The organism is Gordonia jacobaea, from assembly GCF_965344965.1.
Taxonomy (GTDB): domain Bacteria; phylum Actinomycetota; class Actinomycetes; order Mycobacteriales; family Mycobacteriaceae; genus Gordonia; species Gordonia jacobaea.
In genome coordinates, this window is the sequence record NZ_CBDRLS010000002.1 from 16602 (window position 1) to 32241 (window position 15640).

A 15640-nucleotide genomic window follows, 5' to 3' on the forward strand; every position below is an offset into this window, starting at 1 on the left:
GGTCATCACATGGGAGAGGAGTGCCGAATGGCACACCCGTTCCGCAGACACGTTGCCTCGCCGAGCACGAGCTCGCGCGCTCGGCATCGTGCGGCCCCCGAGGTCGCCATCACCGCGAATGGCCTGCGGAAACACTTCGGAGACCACACCGCCGTCGCAGAAGTCACGTTCGACGTCGAGAAGGGGTCGATCCTGGCGCTCCTCGGACCGAACGGGGCGGGAAAGACCACCACGGTCAACATGCTGTGCACCCTGCTCAAACCGGACGCCGGGTCGGCTATCGTCGCCGGTCACGACGTCGTGGCCGACGCCGCGGCGGTCAGACGATCCATCATGCTGACGGGGCAGTTCGCAGCGCTCGACGAGTCACTCAGCGGACGCGCCAACCTTGTCCTCTTCGGCAGGTTGATGGGGCTGACGAGGCGAGCTGCGCGCGAGCGAGCCGACGAGCTGCTCACCGACTTCGGCCTGACCGACGCCTCAGAACGCCGCGTCGGAAAGTACTCGGGCGGTATGCGCCGTCGAATCGACATCGCTTGCGGCCTCGTCACCCGACCGGAGGTGGTCTTCCTCGACGAACCGACGACGGGCCTCGACCCGCGTAGCAGGCAGGACGTCTGGCGGCTCGTCTCCGCACTTCGGGATCAGGGGGTCACGATCTTGTTGACCACCCAGTACCTCGAAGAAGCCGACTCCCTCTCCGACCGCATCGTGGTGATCGACAAAGGCCGTGTGATTGCGTCGGGAACCGCGGCAGAGCTCAAGGCTGCGACCGGTGCCTCGCACTATCGGGTGACGCCAAACGTTGCCGAGGAACTCGAACCGCTACTCGCCTGCCTCGGAGATCTCGGCGCGACGCACGCGAGCACTCAGTCCGACGATGCGACAGTGAACGACGCCGACTCGATCTCCGTGTCCGTGCCGGCGCCAGAGGGTGCCGACACCTTGGTCGAGATCGTTCGTCGAACGACGCTCGCCGGAATTCGTCTGTCCGACATAACATTACGGCGCCCGAGCCTCGACGAGGTATTCCTCGCACTCACCGGTCCCGACGCCACGTCCGACAACGCCCCCCACGAGGAGCACCCGTCCGACCGGAGCGCGAGCGCATGACCCAGGCAGCTCCGAAGAAGCTCACCGCTCTCGTCGCTGCACCCGAGTCGGGAACCGAACCGCACGCTCGCGCACTGACACAACTCTGGGTGCTCGTCGGACGAGGAGTCGGCGGTATCGTCCGCAACGGCGAGTTCATCTTCGCGTTCGTCGCCCCGGTGCTGCTCGCGGTGTGCTTCTATCTGCCGCTGCGGTCCATCATGGACTCCGATCCGGGGATGGACTACGCACAGTTCCTGATGCCGATCATCGCGCTGCAGTCGGTGGGTTTCGTCGCATCCGCCGCCGCGATGCGGGCCGCGAACGATGCAACAAAAGGGGTGCACACCCGCTTCCGTACCCTTCCCATGCGCTCATGGGTTCCGGTGTCCGCGCGGCTGGGCACCAACGGACTGCTGCTGACTCTCTCGATCATGTGTGCCACCGCAACCAGCCTGGTCATGGGATGGCGCCCCCACGGCTCGGTGGCCGAGACGATCGGACTCTTCGCTGTTGCACTCGTGGTCGGGCTACTCATCGCAGCGGTCGCCGACGCCATCGGCCTGTTGTCCGACAGTCCGGAGGCGACGAGCCAGGCGCTCTCACTCCCGATACTGATCCTGGGCATGATGTCCACCGGCTTCGTTCCCGAGAGCCAGTTTCCCGAGTGGATCGCCCCCTTCGTGCGCAATCAACCGATCTCGCAGTTCGCCACGTCGATGCGCGCACTCGGTGACGGAAGTGCCACACGGGAGATACTCATGCCGACGGTCTGGTGGTGCATCGGCTTGGCCGCCGCAGCGGTGGTACTCGGCGTCTTCGGAGCCAGAAAGGCCGCTCGATGACCACTCAGATGCCGGTAGCGGCCCCTCGGTCCGAACGTTCGCTGCGGGCATGGGCATCGCAGAGCGGCGCGCTGACGTGGCGCCAGGTGTCGGTGATGGTCGGCGACAAGGGGATGCTCGTCCAACTCGTCGTTGTTCCCGTACTCACGCTGCTCATGTTCAAGGTGGTGCTCGGCGACGCGATCGGCGGTGCAACGGGACAGGACAGCTCGTACTCGACAGTGCCCCTGGTCATTCTCGTGAGCGCCATGTTCGGTTCCGTTGCCGCGGGCGTGCGTCTGAACTCCGAACGCGGTACAGGATTGTTGACGAGGCTGTACGTCTTACCGATCCATCGCGCCGCCGATCTCACCTCACGGCTCGGCAGCGAGGTGGTCCGCATCGTCGTCGTGACCGGGCTCCTCCTCGCGCTCGGTACGGCCATCGGCTTTCGGATCACCGGCGGTGTCGCCTCGGTGATCGGGATCATCGCCGTCACGCTGATGTTCGGCATCGCTTACGCAACCCTGGTACTCGCTCTCGCGGTGAGCGCAGGACCATCCGCTCCGCTTGTCCCCCTACTGTCGTTGATCTCGAGCGTATTGATGTTCTTCAATTCGGGCTTCTCCCCCATCGACGCCTACCCGGGATGGCTGCAGCCGATCGTCGCGAACCAACCCATGACGCCGACGATCGAGGTGATGCGATCGCTGGCAAGTGGCGGGCCGGTGGCGCACAACTTCATCAAGGTTGCGATCTGGTCGGTCGCCATCATCGCCGTCTGCCTCATTCCGGCGCTGCGCGGCTATCGACGCGCGGCCACCGCGCACTGAAGGCGCTCGACCCACAGCACTCGACCACGCAGGACGCTGCCTCGCGCTACCGTCGGATTCATGACAACCGACAAAACCGGAGCCGAAACCAACGTCACCCACCTCGCGGACGAGAACCGCTATCAGATCAGCGTCGACGGCAGGGTCGCAGGCCTCACCGCGTACAGGGACCGCGATCATGGCGGGAGCGCCGAGCGCGTCTTCTACCACACCGAAGTTGGTCCCGATTTCGGCGGACGCGGCCTGGCCACAATCCTCGTCAAGGAGGCGCTCGACGACTCGATCGCCGCGGGCAAACTGATCGTCCCCGTGTGCCCGTTGGTCCGACACTTCTTGTCCGAGCATGCAGACTATTCGGACAAATCACGCAAGGTGACCACAGACGACATCAACTGGATTCAGTCGGTGACCACGTAGCAGCAATCGGGCCGAAAGTCCCTGGTCCGGCGTGCATCGTCGAACTTATTCTGAATGTGTGAGCGGGGGTGGACGACCGCTCACCGCGACGGTCGAGCTAGTCACCGGCCACCTCTCCGGGTGAATAGCAGCGCACCGATCACCGACCCGCCTGACCATGTTGTCAGGCGGGTCGAGTCATTTCTGCCGTCGGCACACCGCCACATACCGACGACAATGGCCCGCCCCTGGAAAGGGACGGGCCATTGCCGACTGTGAAGTTGTATGGAGGCGGCTCTTACTTGGCCTTCTCCAGCACCTCGACGAGACGCCAGTGCTTGGTCGCGGACAGCGGGCGGGTCTCCATGATCCGCACGCGGTCGCCGACGCCAGCATCGCCCTTCTCGTCGTGGGCCTTGACCTTGCTCGTGGTCCGGATGATCTTGCCGTACAGCGCGTGACGCTTACGATCTTCCAGCTCGACCACGATGGTCTTCTGCATCTTGTCGCTGACGACGTAACCGATGCGCTCCTTGCGACGGTTCCGCTCAGCGGTGTTGGTTTCGGTCACCTTCTGGTCCTCACTCATGCGTCATCACCATCCGGTCCCGACGCCAAACCAAGCTCACGCTCGCGCATCACGGTGTAGATGCGTGCGATCTCGCGACGCACGGTCCGCAGACGACGATTGTTGTCGAGCTGGCCGGTGGCCATCTGGAACCGAAGGTTGAAGAGCTCTTCCTTCGACTCTTTGAGCCGGTCGACCAGATCGGTGTCGCTGAGATCACGAAGCTCAGCTGCTGCAACTCCGAGTGCCATCAGAACTGCTCCTCTCTGGTCACGATCCGGGTCTTGATGGGCAGCTTGTGCTGCGCGCGGCGCAGGGCCTCGCGAGCGGTCTGCTCATCGGGGTAGGTCATTTCGAACAGCACGCGACCCGGCTTGACCGGGGCAACCCACCACTCGGGCGAACCCTTACCGGAACCCATGCGGGTCTCGGCGGGCTTCTTGGTCAGCGGGCGGTCGGGGAAGATGTTGATCCACACCTTGCCGCCACGCTTGATGTGCCGGTTGATGGCGATACGAGCGGACTCGATCTGACGGTTGGTGATGTAGGCGCTCTCCAGAGCCTGGATGCCGAAGTCACCGAACGTCACCTTGGTGCCGCCCTTGGCCTGGCCCTTGAGGCTCGGGTGATGCTGCTTGCGGTGCTTGACCCGACGAGGGATCAACATGCCTCAGCCCTCCTGCTTTTCTGCTCCGGCGCCGGCGCCAGCAGTTGCCTCGGCAGGAGCCTCCGCTGCCCGACCTGCGTCGGTGCTGGTGGCCGTGGTGCCAGAGGCACCGCTGCGGCGAGGACGGCTGGGACGACGCGGACGACGATCTTCGGCTGCCGGCGCGGCTGCGGACAGCTCACGCTTGCCACCGACGATGTCACCCTTGTAGATCCAGACCTTCACACCGATGCGGCCGAAGGTCGTCTTGGCTTCGTAGAGTCCGTAGTCGATGTCGGCGCGCAGCGTGTGAAGCGGCACGCGACCTTCGCGGTAGAACTCACTGCGGCTCATTTCTGCACCGCCGAGGCGACCCGAGCACTGGACCCGGATGCCCTTCACGTTCGGCTGACGCATCGCCGACTGGATCGCCTTGCGCATCGCACGACGGAACGCCACGCGGTTGCTCAGCTGCTCCGCGACGCCCTGCGCCACGAGCTGGGCCTCCGACTCCGGGTTCTTGACCTCGAGGATGTTCAGCTGGACCTGCTTACCGGTCAGCTTCTCCAGGTCGCCACGGATGCGGTCGGCCTCGGCGCCACGGCGGCCGATGACGATGCCGGGACGAGCGGTGTGGATGTCGACGCGAACGCGGTCACGCGTGCGCTCGATCTCCACCTTGGCGATGCCTGCACGCTCGAGCCCCTGCGAGAGGAGCTTGCGGATGGCGACATCTTCCTTCACGTACTCCGCGTACTGCTTGTCGGCGTACCACCGTGAACTCCAGTCGGTGGTGATGCCCAGACGGAAGCCGTGCGGGTTGATTTTCTGGCCCACTGTCAGGCTCCCTTCTTCTTCGGCTGACGCGACCGGCCGCGTGCGGACGATGCCTTCTCAGGAAGACTCTCGACCACAACAGTGATGTGGCTGGTGCGCTTGCGGATACGGAACGCGCGGCCCTGTGCGCGCGGCTGGAACCGCTTGAGCGTGGGGCCCTCGTCAGCAAAGGCGGTGGCGACAACGAGGGTCCGGCGATCCAGATCCAGGTTGTTCTCCGCGTTCGCGACAGCGCTTGCGAGAACCTTGTAGACGGGCTCCGACGCCGACTGCGGTGCGAACCGCAGGATGTCGAGCGCCTCGTCGACGTTCTTGCCGCGGACCAGGTCGAGTACACGACGGGCCTTCATCGGCGTCACGCGAACGAACTTGGCCGTGGCCTTCGCGGTGGGATTATCGGTCTGCGTAGTCATTACCGGCGCTTCGCTTTCCGGTCATCCTTGATGTGACCCTTGAAGGTACGGGTGGGGGCGAACTCGCCCAGCTTGTGCCCGACCATGTTGTCCGAGACGAACACCGGGACGTGCTTGCGACCGTCGTGGACGGCGAAGGTGTGACCGATGAAGTCGGGGATGATGGTCGAACGACGCGACCAGGTCTTGATGACCTGCTTGGTGCCTTTTTCGTTCTGCGTGTCCACCTTGGCAAGCAGGTGGTCGTCGACGAACGGGCCCTTCTTGAGGCTGCGTGGCATTCTCTAACTCCCTCCTGTGCTTATCGCTTGTTCTTGCCGGTGCGACGGCGCCGGACGATCAGCTTGTCGCTGGCCTTGTTCTTACGGGTACGGCCCTCAGGCTGACCCCACGGGCTGACCGGGTGGCGACCACCGGAGGTCTTGCCCTCGCCGCCACCATGCGGGTGGTCGACCGGGTTCATCACGACACCGCGGACGGTCGGGCGCTTGCCCTTCCAGCGCATACGGCCGGCCTTGCCCCAGTTGATGTTCGACTGCTCGGCGTTGCCGACCTCGCCGACGGTTGCGCGGCAGCGCACGTCGACGCGACGGATCTCGCCCGACGGCATACGGAGGGTCGCGTACGCGCCTTCCTTACCGAGGAGCTGGATCGAAGCGCCCGCGCTGCGAGCCATCTTCGCTCCGCCACCCGGACGCAGCTCTACAGCGTGCACCTGGGTACCGGTCGGGATGTTGCGCAGCGGCAGGTTGTTGCCGGGCTTGATGTCGGCGGCGGGACCGCTCTCCACCACGTCGCCCTGGGACAGACCCTTGGGCGCGATGATGTAGCGCTTCTCGCCGTCCACGTAGTGGAGCAGTGCGATGCGGGCGGTGCGGTTCGGGTCGTACTCGATGTGAGCGACCTTGGCGTTGACGCCGTCCTTGTCGTTGCGACGGAAGTCGATCAAGCGGTATGCGCGCTTGTGACCGCCGCCCTTGTGCCGGGTGGTGATCCGGCCGTGTGCGTTACGTCCACCGCGACCGTGCAGCGGACGAACCAGCGACTTCTCGGGGTAGTCGCGGGTGATCTCGGCGAAATCAGCGCCGGAGGATCCGCGACGACCCGGGGTCGTCGGCTTGTACTTACGAATAGCCATGAGTTCTCAGTCCTTCTCTGAAGTCCCGGTCAGCCGACCGGTCCTCCGAAGATCTCGATGGGCTTGCTGTCTGCGGTCAACGTGACGATCGCGCGCTTGGTGGACTTGCGCTGGCCGTAGCCTGCGCGGGTGCGCTTGCGCTTGCCCTGGCGGTTCGCGGTGTTGACGCTCGTGACGGTCACATCAAAGATCTGCTCGACGGCGATCTTGATCTGCGTCTTGTTCGAGTCCGGGTGAACCAGGAAGGTGTAGACGTTGTCCTCGATGAGTCCGTACGACTTCTCCGAGATCACCGGCGCCAGGATGATGTCACGCGGGTCAGCCTGCGTAGCCATGCTCAGGCCTCCTCTGTCTCATTGGCGACGGACTTGGCCGTCGACGTGTTCTGTGCGATGAACGCGTTGAGCGTCTCGACGCTGAACACCAGTTCGTCCGACTCGAGGACGTCGTAGGTGTTGAGCTGATCGGGAGCGATCGGCAGCACGTTCTTCAGGTTCGCAACGCTCTTCCACGCGGTCAGGTCTTCGCGGCCGAGCACGACGAGGAACTTACGTCGGGTGCTCAGTGCCTCCAAGAACTGCCGAGCGCTCTTGGTCGACGGCGCCTGGCCTGCGACGAGCTCGGTGATGACGTGAATGCGCTCGTTACGAGCACGGTCACTCAGCGCGCCGCGCAGAGCGGCTGCCTTCATCTTCTTGGGGGTGCGCTGGCTGTAGTCACGCGGCTGCGGGCCGTGGACGACGCCACCGCCGGTGAACTGCGGTGCGCGGGTCGAACCCTGGCGGGCGCGACCGGTGCCCTTCTGGCGGTACGGCTTGGCGCCGCCACCGCTGACCTGTCCACGGGTCTTGGTTGCGTGTGTGCCCTGGCGAGCGGCGGCCTGCTGGGCCACCACGACCTGGTGCATCAGTGCGATGTTCGCGGGTGCGTCGAAGATCTCGGCGGGCAGATCAACGGTTCCGTTGGTCTTGCCGTCGGCGGTCTTGACGTCCAGCGTCAGTTTCGTTGTGGTTTCGGTGCTCACTTCGCACCACCCTTCACAGCGTCACGGACGACCACGATTCCGCCCTTACGGCCGGGGATGGCGCCCTTGATCAACAGCAGACCGGCCTCGGCGTCCACCTTGTGGACGGTGAGGTTCTGCGTGGTCACGGTGTCGTTACCCATGCGACCGGCCATCCGCATGCCCTTGAAGACACGACCCGGGGTGGCGCAGCCACCGATCGAGCCGGGGGCACGGTGCACGCGGTGCGCGCCGTGGCTGGCACCAAGGCCGGAGAAGCCGTGGCGCTTCATCGCGCCGGCAAATCCCTTGCCCTTGGAGGTGCCGGTGACGTCGACCAGCGCACCGTCGGCGAAGATCTCGGCAGTCAGTTCCTGACCGACCTCGAACTCGCTGGTGTCGGCGACGCGGATCTCGGCCAGGTGGCGACGCGGCGTAACGCCTGCCTTCGCGAACTGGCCTGCGACCGGCTTGGTCACCTTGCGGGGATCGATCGCACCGTAAGCAAGCTGCACGGCGGTGTAGCCGTCGCGGTCCTGGTTACGGAGCTGGGTGATGACGTTCGGGCCTGCCTGAATGACAGTGACCGGAACGACACGGTTGTTCTCGTCGAAGACCTGGGTCATGCCGAGCTTGGTGCCCAGAATTCCCTTGGTCGCGCTCTGATTACTCATGATTTCTCTTCGCCCCCGCCCTACTGGATGTTGACGTCGACACTGGCCGGAAGGTCGATGCGCATGAGCGCGTCGACGGTCTTCGGCGTCGGGTCGAGGATGTCGATGAGTCGCTTGTGAGTACGCATCTCGAAGTGCTCGCGGCTGTCCTTGTACTTATGCGGCGAGCGGATGACGCAGTACACGTTCTTTTCGGTAGGCAACGGCACCGGGCCGACGACGCGTGCACCCGTACGGGTCACGGTCTCCACGATCTTGCGCGCCGAAGCGTCGATCGCCTCGTGGTCGTAGGCCTTGAGCCTGATGCGGATCTTCTGTCCCGCCACGCTGTGTCCTCTTCCGTCAGTTGTTCTCGACAGACAAACACCGCGCACCTGGGGCCGACACCGGTCGGCGGGCACATAGATCTCCGCGTGAGTCGGGGATCGACGCTGTTCATCTGTCGTTGTACGTTGGCTCGTCGCTGGTACGAGCCGGTTTGCTCCGGCACCCGCGGTCGGGCGTGTCGTGACCGTGAACCGGATTCGGCGCACGCGTTACACGCCCTTGGTCCCGAACTCGGGGGCCTTGGGAGGTATTCACCCGATCGGGGCCGCAGTAAAACCACGTCCGCCGGTCAAGGCAACCCGACAAGTATGCACCAGGTCGGCGCCTCGATTCAAATCCAGGTCGGGGCCAGCGGATTCTCTCGCTAAGGGCATGCGACGATACCCACCTACTTTCCTACTTCTCACCGACCGATTGGGGAAACGTGGACATCAGGCTCGACGACCCGGCCGCCCCCTACGTCGCCGACCTCCTCGAGCACCATCTCCGTGAGCTGCAGTCGGTGATGTCGGAGTACGCCTTCGCCCTCGACGCCTCCGGCCTGTCAGCTCCCGGCGTCAGCTTCTGGACAGCGTGGACCGGCGAACCGGGCGACCAACAACTCGCCGGGTTCGTCGCCCTCAAAGAACTGGACTCGACGCACGGCGAGGTGAAATCGATGCGCGCCGCTCCCTCTGCCCGAGGTACCGGGGTCGGCCGCGCGCTGCTGACTCACGTCGTCGACGAGGCTCGTCGACGCAAATACCGGCGAGTGAGCCTGGAAACCGGCACCGCGGAGCTGCACGTTCCGGCGATCTCGCTGTACCGCAGTGCCGGGTTCGTGTCGTGCCCGCCGTTCGCCGACTACCGGGCCAGCCCGCACAACCAGTTCATGACGCTGCCGCTGTAGCCGTTCATGACGCTGTAGCCGGTTGATGACGCTGCCGGCACAGGCAGTTCGTGCTCAGCCCGCCGACTTCGCGATCTCCGCGCGCGCCGCAGCCACCAACTCCTCATTGGTGTGTGCGTGTCCCCATAGCCCCCAGCCGCCATGCACTGCCTCGGTGAGAAGCACCCAGGTGCGGTCTGCGAGCGAGTCGTCGCCCGCTGCCCGCACCACCAGATCTGTGAGCTGGGCGACGACGGCCACCTGCTGCTCGCGGGTGAGCGCGCCCGCATTGGTGAGCACCTGGACGCGGACATGATGCGCATTTCCGTTGACGTCGGAGAAGGAACCCGGCGGCAACTCGTGCACGAAGGCGGCGGTGTTGTCGCGGAACATCGAGAGGTCCGGAACTCCTTCGACGGCCATCACCGTCTTCGCGGCGTCGGCGGCCAGCTGCGCGGTGTCGGCGAAGGTTCCTGCTGGTGCGTAGATATCGATCATGGGCATGGCAATGCTCCTGTGCTCTCGGATGGGTTCTTGTCTCACGCGACGGGTACGGTCGGCCGGTCGAAGCGCGCGAGTTGGCCGCCGGTGATGCGTTGCTGGTTGTCGGGGTCGTCGAGCAGCGTGTACGGGAACACCGGGGCCGGCGCGCTGACCGCGTCGAGTCGAGAAAGCTGCTCGGGTGAGAGGTCGACGACGAGCGCCGCGAGATTGCTCTGCAGCTGCTCCACCGACCGCGGCCCGATGATGGGCGTGACGCCCTGGGCGGCCACCCACGCGATGGCGACCTCACCCGGTGTCGCGCCCACCTCTTTCGCCACGGCGATGACCTCGTCGAGGATCGCGGTGCGCTGCGTCGAGTTCTCCGGCTGGAAGACCTTGCCGCCGAAGCCTTGCGCGCGGCCGGTGGCACCGTCGCGATATTTGCCGGTCAGCACGCCACCGCCGAGCGGCGACCACGCCGCGAGCCCGAGGCCAAGGGCCTTGCCCGCCTGCACCAGCTCGGCCTCTGCGGTGCGTTCGACGAGGCTGTGCTCGAATTGCAGCGCCGCGATCGGCAGGGTGCCGCGGATCTCGGCGATGGTGGCAGCGCGTGCCACGCGCCAGGCCGGGAAGTCCGAGAGCCCCGCGTAGAGGATCTTGCCTTCGCGCGCGAGGTCGTCGAATCCGCGCAGCAGTTCTTCCACCGGCGTGACACCGTCGGAGTAGTGCGCCCAGAGCAGGTCGATGTGGTCGGTCTGCAGCCGTCGCAGGCTCTGCTCCACCGAACTGACCATTGCCTTGCGACTGTTGCCGGTCACGAGGATTCCGGCCGTCGGGTCTGCCCGCTGGGTGAACTTGGTGGCGAGCACGAACTCGTCGCGTCGACCCTGCAGCAGCCGGCCGAGAATCTCCTCGGACTCGCCGAACTGATAGCTGTCGGCGGTGTCGAGGAAGTTGCCGCCCGCGTCGGCATAGGCATCGAGAATCTTCGACGACGCGTCCGGCGTCGAACCATGACCCCAGCGGGTACCGAAGTTGCCGGTACCGAGGATGACCTCGGAGACGCGCAGCCCCGTGTGCTCACCGAAGACCCGGTAGCACAGGGATCGGTCGCGAATAGCGTTGTCACTCATTGTTTTTCCCGTCCTGTCGAGATCTGTGTGTCGAAGTGATCGGGTCAGGCAACCGCAGATGCGGCTGCCGTTGCCGCCCGCTCGATGACGTCGGCGACGACGTCGGGGTGCGAGATCATGACGACGTGGCTCGATCCGGGAACCTCGGTGACCTCGGCGCCCGCTCGCTCGTACATCCACCGTTCGAGGTCGGGGTTGATGGTGCGGTCGGCGCCCGCGACGATCCCGTACGACGGCCGGTCCCGCCATGCTGCGGCCGCGGCCGGAGCGTCGAGCGCCTCAGCACGGATGGGCACCTGCGCGTGCGCCATGAAGTCGGCGTCGCGGGCTGGCAGGTCGGCGGCGAAGTCGGCGCCGAACTGCTCGGGATCGATCCTCAAGAACCCCTCGGCTCCGGCGATCACCGCGGTGCTCGCAGCCGGAATGCGGGCGTGCAGCGAGTTGGTGGACTCCCCCACATCGGGAACCAGAGCCGCCACGTAGACCAGTGCTGCGACGCGCGGATGCGCACCTGCCTCGGTGATGACCTGCCCACCCCAGCTATGACCGACCAGAACAAGCGGCCCGTCGACGGTATCGATGGCACGCAGCGTGGCCGCGACGTCGTCGGCGAGGCCGGTTTCCGGTTCCTGCACCACGGTGACGAGAAAACCCTTGTCCACCAACCGTTGATAGACCGGCTGCCACCCCGATCCGTCAGCAAAGGCGCCGTGAACCAGAACGATGTTGCGTACCGCGGATGTCGTTGCCATGAGAGTCCCCTTCGCGTGATGACACAGATGTGAGCGTCAGAGTTTTGATTGTGGTCGCAATCTAAACACAGAAAGATTATGCTCGCAATCAATAGTTCGACGACAAGTGAGGTGAAGGCGGTGCGGGTCTCGAAGGCCAAGGCCGAGCAGAATCGACGCGACCTACTCGACGCAGCGGGAAAGCTGTTTCGCGAGAAGGGAATTCCATCGACCGGAGTGGCCGAGGTGGCCGCCGAGGCGGGGCTCACCCACGGCGCCCTGTACAAGCACTTCGACAACAAGGACGCACTGGCGGCCGCCGCGTTCACGCAGGCAGCCACCGACGTCAACCAGCGGATTCGCGAATGGAACGACGAACACGACCCGTCGTACGAGGACTACCTCGACGTCCTGATCTCCACCCGGGTGCGCGACAACATGGCCGACGGATGCCCGATGATCGCGTCGGCGAGCGAGATCGGCCGACAGCCCGCGGCCGTCGGCGACAGCTTCGCCGCCGCATTCACCGACCTCGTCTCGCTCATCGAATCGTCACTGCCGGACACCATGCCCGATGACGCGCGACGCACCCTGGCGACCGCGACCGCCGCCGCACAACTCGGCGCGGTCGCCGTCGCGCGGGCGGTGGCCAAATCCGACGATGCGCTTTCGCAGGAGGTCCTCGACGCCACACGCGCAACTCTTGCCGACGCGGTTCCGGACTGAACACGATCGAGCGGCGTCGGCCACGAAATGTGTGACATTTCCGAATCAATCGAGTCGGAACGTCGTCAGTGGCGATCGGAATCCGCGACACGTGATTAGCGTGGAACGCAGGGACATCCACATCCGGCCCGCCCAGCCCTCGGGTCGATGACAGGTCCGCACATGAGTACGGTCATCCCCCCGCGCGCCGACAAACCCCCACACGCTGACAAGCCCGTCGGAACGCCACGCGCCGTCACGCCGATGCCGACGTCGGCACGTCCGCGTCCGAGCAACGTCACGCTCAAGGTGACCATGGCGCTGACCGGCACGGTGTTCGCGCTGTTCGTGCTGGTCCACATGATCGGCAACCTGAAGGTCTACACCGGCCCCGGCCACTTCGACGACTACGCGCACTGGCTGCGCACCCTGCTCGAACCCCTTCTCCCCTACGAGGGGATGTTGTGGATCTTCCGCGCGGTCCTCGCACTCTGCCTGGTACTGCACGTCGGAGCGTCGTTCATCTTGATCGGGCGCTCACACAAGGCCAAGGGCCGCTTCCGGCGCAAGGGCATGAGCATCAAGCGACTCCCCGCGACGCTGATGCCCTACACGGGGCTGGTCCTATTGGTCTTCATCGTCTTCCACATCCTCGACCTGACCACCGGGACCCGACCCGCGGCCAGCGACCACTTCGTATCGACCACCGAGACCAGCTCGCATGCCTATCACAACCTCGTCGAGAGTCTGCAGCGCTGGCCGGTGGCCGCGTTCTACATCCTGGTGATGGTGCTTCTCGGCACGCATCTCGTGCACGGGCTGTGGAGCGTCGTCAACGATCTCGGCGCAACCGGGCACCGCACTCGACGCCTCGGAGCACTCATCGCACTCGTCGTTGCGGCCGCGGTGATGATCGGCAACATCTCGATCCCCATCGCCGTCCTGGCGGGATTGGTGAGCTGACGATGACGCACACCGCACCCGACACCGCGGCGTCGGACCTCAACGCCGACCTCGACGACCTTCGCCGGATCGGCACCGATCTGACCGGCGGAGTCCCCGACGGCGACCCGGCAACCGCGTGGCAGCGTCGACGCGACGCCTACAAGCTCGTCGGCCCACTGAATCGACGCAAGTTCACCGTGATCGTGGTGGGTACCGGCCTCGCCGGAGCCGGATGTGCCGCAGCACTGGGCGAACTCGGCTACAACGTGTCGTCGTTCACCTTCCACGACGCCCCGCGTCGCGCCCACAGCGTTGCCGCGCAGGGCGGCATCAACGCCGCGCGCGCACGCAAGGTCGACAACGACTCAGTGCACCGATTTGTCGTCGACACGGTCAAGGGCGGCGACTTCCGCGGCCGCGAGGCCGACGCCTTCCGCCTCGCGGAGGAGTCGGTGCGGGTCATCGATCACCTCAACGCCATCGGCGCGCCCTTTGCGCGCGAGTACGGCGGATCGTTGGCCACCCGCAGCTTCGGCGGCGTGCAGGTGTCGCGCACCTACTACACGCGCGGCCAGACCGGCCAGCAGTTGCAGGTCGCGGCGTCGCAGGCATTGCTCCGACAGGTCGCGGCGGGCACCGTCACACTCCACACCCGCCAGGAGATGCTCGACCTGATCGTCGCGGACGGTCGTGCACAGGGCATCGTCGTCCGCGACCTGGTGACCGGCGAGATCACCGCGCAGACCGCGCATGCCGTCGTGCTCGCGACCGGCGGATACGGCACCGTCTACTTCCAGTCGACGCTTGCACGGAACTGCAACGCGACGGCGTCGTGGCGGGCCCACCGTCGCGGTGCGCTGCTGGCATCGCCGTCGTTCATCCAGTTCCACCCCACCGCGCTACCGGTGAGCGCGGAGTGGCAGTCGAAGACGACGTTGATGAGCGAGTCGCTACGCAACGACGGCCGCATCTGGGTTCCGAAGAAGGAACACGACGACCGCCCGCCCGGCGACATCCCCGACGCCGAGCGCGACTACTACCTCGAACGCCGCTACCCCGCCTACGGCAACCTCACCCCGCGCGACGTCGCATCGCGGGCGGCCGTCACCGAGATCAACGGCGGGCACGGCGTCGGACCCCTGCACAACAGCGTCTACCTCGACTTCGCCGACGCCCTTGCGCGCCTTGGCAAATCGACCATCGCCGAGCGCTACGGCAATCTCTTCTCGATGTACCGCGACGCCACGGGCGAAGACCCCTACGAGGTCCCGATGCGTATCGCGCCCGCTGCTCACTTCACCATGGGCGGCCTGTGGTCGGACTTCGACCAGATGTCGTCGATCCCCGGTCTCTTCGTCGGCGGAGAGGTGGGGTGGGGCTATCACGGCGCCAACCGCCTCGGCGCCAACTCGCTGCTGTCGGCATGCGTCGACGGCTGGTTCACGCTGCCCTACTCGGTGCCGAATTACCTTGCGCCACTACTCGGCGAACAACCACTACCGCTCGACCACGAGGCCGTGCAGCACGCGGTCACGTCGGTGCGTGATCGGATATCCCGGCTGATCGCGGTCGACGGAACCACCGGCCCCGACCGCTTCCACCGCAGGCTCGGCGAGATCCTTTATCGCGGGTGCGGTGTCATGCGCAGCGCCGACTCGTTGACGACGGCAATCGCCGAGATCCGCGAGCTGCGCGACGAGTTCTGGTCCGACGTACGGGTTGTCGGCAGCGGCGCACAGTTCAACCAAGAACTCGAACGCGCCGGTCGCGTCGCCGATTTCATGGAACTCGCCGAGTTGATGTGCCTCGACGCACTCGATCGCGACGAGTCGTGCGGCGCGCACTTCCGCGTCGAGCACCAGACCGCGCAGGGCGAGGCGCTGCGCGACGACGAGCATTGGACCTTCGCCTCCGCGTGGGAGACCACGCCGACCGGGGAGCAGATCCGCCACCGCGAACCGTTCGAGTTCAATGCGGTGCCGTTGCAGACACGAAACTACAAGTGAGACTTGATCAGTGAGGAT

General features: G+C 65.6%; 22 protein-coding genes. 8 read left to right on the forward strand and 14 right to left on the reverse strand.

The window, feature by feature from the left end:
- Window positions 1-27 precede the first annotated feature (27 nt).
- The 4 genes from ACRVY7_RS06135 to ACRVY7_RS06150 are packed head-to-tail and all read left to right on the forward strand — an operon-like array spanning window position 28 to window position 3166.
- The gene (locus ACRVY7_RS06135; protein WP_431816413.1) at window positions 28-1113 is read left to right on the forward strand and encodes an ATP-binding cassette domain-containing protein; all 1086 of its coding nucleotides are present in this window, start codon (window positions 28-30) and stop codon (window positions 1111-1113) included.
- Window positions 1110-1937: an ABC transporter permease gene (locus ACRVY7_RS06140; protein WP_270483574.1), complete on the forward strand. Its 828-nt coding sequence runs from the start codon at window positions 1110-1112 to the stop codon at window positions 1935-1937. The genes ACRVY7_RS06135 and ACRVY7_RS06140 overlap by 4 nt, the downstream gene beginning before the upstream one ends.
- Window positions 1934-2749, forward strand: coding sequence for an ABC transporter permease (locus ACRVY7_RS06145; RefSeq protein ID WP_431816414.1), 816 nt, complete (start codon window positions 1934-1936; stop codon window positions 2747-2749). Before ACRVY7_RS06140 ends, ACRVY7_RS06145 begins: the two co-directional genes overlap by 4 nt.
- A gap of 60 nt (window positions 2750-2809) precedes the next feature.
- The gene (locus ACRVY7_RS06150) at window positions 2810-3166 is read left to right on the forward strand and encodes a GNAT family N-acetyltransferase (RefSeq protein ID WP_431816415.1); all 357 of its coding nucleotides are present in this window, start codon (window positions 2810-2812) and stop codon (window positions 3164-3166) included.
- Between the two features lie 277 nt (window positions 3167-3443).
- Here the strand turns inward: ACRVY7_RS06150 and rpsQ are convergent, their stop codons facing one another.
- Genes rpsQ through rpsJ form a run of 11 tightly spaced genes read right to left on the reverse strand, consistent with a single transcriptional unit; the run spans window position 3444 to window position 8750 of the window.
- Window positions 3444-3734, reverse strand: a complete 291-nt coding sequence (gene rpsQ / locus ACRVY7_RS06155) for a 30S ribosomal protein S17 (RefSeq protein WP_005203958.1) — start codon at window positions 3732-3734, stop codon at window positions 3444-3446.
- Entirely contained in the window at window positions 3731-3964 is a 234-nt protein-coding gene (gene rpmC, locus ACRVY7_RS06160; protein WP_005203954.1) for a 50S ribosomal protein L29, read from the reverse strand. Before rpmC ends, rpsQ begins: the two co-directional genes overlap by 4 nt.
- Window positions 3964-4380, reverse strand: a complete 417-nt coding sequence (gene rplP / locus ACRVY7_RS06165; RefSeq protein ID WP_005203950.1) for a 50S ribosomal protein L16 — start codon at window positions 4378-4380, stop codon at window positions 3964-3966. The genes rpmC and rplP overlap by 1 nt, the downstream gene beginning before the upstream one ends.
- Window positions 4381-4383: 3 nt before the next feature.
- Window positions 4384-5196, reverse strand: coding sequence for a 30S ribosomal protein S3 (gene rpsC / locus ACRVY7_RS06170; RefSeq protein ID WP_005203947.1), 813 nt, complete (start codon window positions 5194-5196; stop codon window positions 4384-4386).
- Window positions 5197-5198: 2 nt separating this feature from the next.
- Window positions 5199-5609, reverse strand: a complete 411-nt coding sequence (gene rplV / locus ACRVY7_RS06175) for a 50S ribosomal protein L22 (protein ID WP_005170314.1) — start codon at window positions 5607-5609, stop codon at window positions 5199-5201.
- Window positions 5609-5890, reverse strand: coding sequence for a 30S ribosomal protein S19 (gene rpsS, locus ACRVY7_RS06180; protein ID WP_005203946.1), 282 nt, complete (start codon window positions 5888-5890; stop codon window positions 5609-5611). The genes rplV and rpsS overlap by 1 nt, the downstream gene beginning before the upstream one ends.
- A gap of 20 nt (window positions 5891-5910) precedes the next feature.
- A complete protein-coding gene (gene rplB / locus ACRVY7_RS06185) occupies window positions 5911-6747 on the reverse strand; it encodes a 50S ribosomal protein L2 (protein WP_049698834.1) in 837 nt (278 codons plus the stop codon).
- 29 nt (window positions 6748-6776) lie between these two features.
- Window positions 6777-7082, reverse strand: coding sequence for a 50S ribosomal protein L23 (gene rplW / locus ACRVY7_RS06190; RefSeq protein WP_005203935.1), 306 nt, complete (start codon window positions 7080-7082; stop codon window positions 6777-6779).
- A gap of 2 nt (window positions 7083-7084) precedes the next feature.
- A complete protein-coding gene (gene rplD / locus ACRVY7_RS06195) occupies window positions 7085-7771 on the reverse strand; it encodes a 50S ribosomal protein L4 (RefSeq protein WP_005203933.1) in 687 nt (228 codons plus the stop codon).
- Entirely contained in the window at window positions 7768-8424 is a 657-nt protein-coding gene (gene rplC / locus ACRVY7_RS06200) for a 50S ribosomal protein L3 (protein WP_049698833.1), read from the reverse strand. The genes rplD and rplC overlap by 4 nt, the downstream gene beginning before the upstream one ends.
- Before the next feature lie 20 nt (window positions 8425-8444).
- Window positions 8445-8750 (reverse strand): 30S ribosomal protein S10, encoded by a 306-nt coding sequence (rpsJ, locus tag ACRVY7_RS06205; RefSeq protein WP_003938093.1) that lies wholly within the window; start codon window positions 8748-8750, stop codon window positions 8445-8447.
- A gap of 425 nt (window positions 8751-9175) precedes the next feature.
- Here rpsJ and ACRVY7_RS06210 point away from each other — a divergent pair, with 425 nt between their 5' ends.
- Window positions 9176-9640, forward strand: a complete 465-nt coding sequence (locus ACRVY7_RS06210; protein WP_431816416.1) for a GNAT family N-acetyltransferase — start codon at window positions 9176-9178, stop codon at window positions 9638-9640.
- A 54-nt stretch (window positions 9641-9694) separates the two neighbouring features.
- On the opposite strand, the gene ACRVY7_RS06215 is transcribed toward ACRVY7_RS06210, so the two are convergent.
- From ACRVY7_RS06215 to ACRVY7_RS06225, 3 genes are read right to left on the reverse strand one after another with little or no spacing between them, the layout of a single operon-like run.
- The gene (locus ACRVY7_RS06215; RefSeq protein WP_431816417.1) at window positions 9695-10123 is read right to left on the reverse strand and encodes a tautomerase family protein; all 429 of its coding nucleotides are present in this window, start codon (window positions 10121-10123) and stop codon (window positions 9695-9697) included.
- A 35-nt stretch (window positions 10124-10158) separates the two neighbouring features.
- Entirely contained in the window at window positions 10159-11235 is a 1077-nt protein-coding gene (locus ACRVY7_RS06220; protein ID WP_431816418.1) for an aldo/keto reductase, read from the reverse strand.
- 44 nt (window positions 11236-11279) lie between these two features.
- On the reverse strand, window positions 11280-11987 hold the full coding sequence (locus ACRVY7_RS06225) for an alpha/beta fold hydrolase (RefSeq protein ID WP_049698830.1): 708 nt from the start codon (window positions 11985-11987) through the stop codon (window positions 11280-11282).
- Between the two features lie 78 nt (window positions 11988-12065).
- Between ACRVY7_RS06225 and ACRVY7_RS06230 the strand changes: the two genes are divergently transcribed.
- From ACRVY7_RS06230 to ACRVY7_RS06240, 3 genes are all read left to right on the forward strand, one after another.
- Window positions 12066-12692, forward strand: a complete 627-nt coding sequence (locus ACRVY7_RS06230; protein ID WP_431816419.1) for a TetR/AcrR family transcriptional regulator — start codon at window positions 12066-12068, stop codon at window positions 12690-12692.
- Window positions 12693-12854: 162 nt separating this feature from the next.
- Entirely contained in the window at window positions 12855-13634 is a 780-nt protein-coding gene (locus ACRVY7_RS06235; RefSeq protein WP_431816420.1) for a succinate dehydrogenase cytochrome b subunit, read from the forward strand.
- A gap of 2 nt (window positions 13635-13636) precedes the next feature.
- Window positions 13637-15622: a fumarate reductase/succinate dehydrogenase flavoprotein subunit gene (locus ACRVY7_RS06240; protein WP_431816421.1), complete on the forward strand. Its 1986-nt coding sequence runs from the start codon at window positions 13637-13639 to the stop codon at window positions 15620-15622.
- Window positions 15623-15640 lie beyond the last annotated feature (18 nt).

What these genes read in the sequence shown, in the direction of transcription:
- ACRVY7_RS06235 (WP_431816420.1), top strand. Translation starts at nt 12,855, where the DNA reads ATGAGTACGGTCATCCCCCCGCGCGCCGACAAACCCCCACACGCTGAC.
- rpmC (WP_005203954.1), bottom strand. Translation starts at nt 3,964, where the DNA reads ATGGCACTCGGAGTTGCAGCAGCTGAGCTTCGTGATCTCAGCGACACC.
- rplP (WP_005203950.1), bottom strand. Translation starts at nt 4,380, where the DNA reads ATGTTGATCCCTCGTCGGGTCAAGCACCGCAAGCAGCATCACCCGAGC.
- ACRVY7_RS06145 (WP_431816414.1), top strand. Translation starts at nt 1,934, where the DNA reads ATGACCACTCAGATGCCGGTAGCGGCCCCTCGGTCCGAACGTTCGCTG.
- rplB (WP_049698834.1), bottom strand. Translation starts at nt 6,747, where the DNA reads ATGGCTATTCGTAAGTACAAGCCGACGACCCCGGGTCGTCGCGGATCC.
- ACRVY7_RS06230 (WP_431816419.1), top strand. Translation starts at nt 12,066, where the DNA reads ATGCTCGCAATCAATAGTTCGACGACAAGTGAGGTGAAGGCGGTGCGG.
- ACRVY7_RS06220 (WP_431816418.1), bottom strand. Translation starts at nt 11,235, where the DNA reads ATGAGTGACAACGCTATTCGCGACCGATCCCTGTGCTACCGGGTCTTC.
- ACRVY7_RS06225 (WP_049698830.1), bottom strand. Translation starts at nt 11,987, where the DNA reads ATGGCAACGACATCCGCGGTACGCAACATCGTTCTGGTTCACGGCGCC.
- rplV (WP_005170314.1), bottom strand. Translation starts at nt 5,609, where the DNA reads ATGACTACGCAGACCGATAATCCCACCGCGAAGGCCACGGCCAAGTTC.
- ACRVY7_RS06215 (WP_431816417.1), bottom strand. Translation starts at nt 10,123, where the DNA reads ATGCCCATGATCGATATCTACGCACCAGCAGGAACCTTCGCCGACACC.
- ACRVY7_RS06135 (WP_431816413.1), top strand. Translation starts at nt 28, where the DNA reads ATGGCACACCCGTTCCGCAGACACGTTGCCTCGCCGAGCACGAGCTCG.
- rpsQ (WP_005203958.1), bottom strand. Translation starts at nt 3,734, where the DNA reads ATGAGTGAGGACCAGAAGGTGACCGAAACCAACACCGCTGAGCGGAAC.
- ACRVY7_RS06240 (WP_431816421.1), top strand. Translation starts at nt 13,637, where the DNA reads ATGACGCACACCGCACCCGACACCGCGGCGTCGGACCTCAACGCCGAC.
- ACRVY7_RS06140 (WP_270483574.1), top strand. Translation starts at nt 1,110, where the DNA reads ATGACCCAGGCAGCTCCGAAGAAGCTCACCGCTCTCGTCGCTGCACCC.
- rplW (WP_005203935.1), bottom strand. Translation starts at nt 7,082, where the DNA reads ATGGCTACGCAGGCTGACCCGCGTGACATCATCCTGGCGCCGGTGATC.
- ACRVY7_RS06150 (WP_431816415.1), top strand. Translation starts at nt 2,810, where the DNA reads ATGACAACCGACAAAACCGGAGCCGAAACCAACGTCACCCACCTCGCG.
- rplC (WP_049698833.1), bottom strand. Translation starts at nt 8,424, where the DNA reads ATGAGTAATCAGAGCGCGACCAAGGGAATTCTGGGCACCAAGCTCGGC.
- rpsS (WP_005203946.1), bottom strand. Translation starts at nt 5,890, where the DNA reads ATGCCACGCAGCCTCAAGAAGGGCCCGTTCGTCGACGACCACCTGCTT.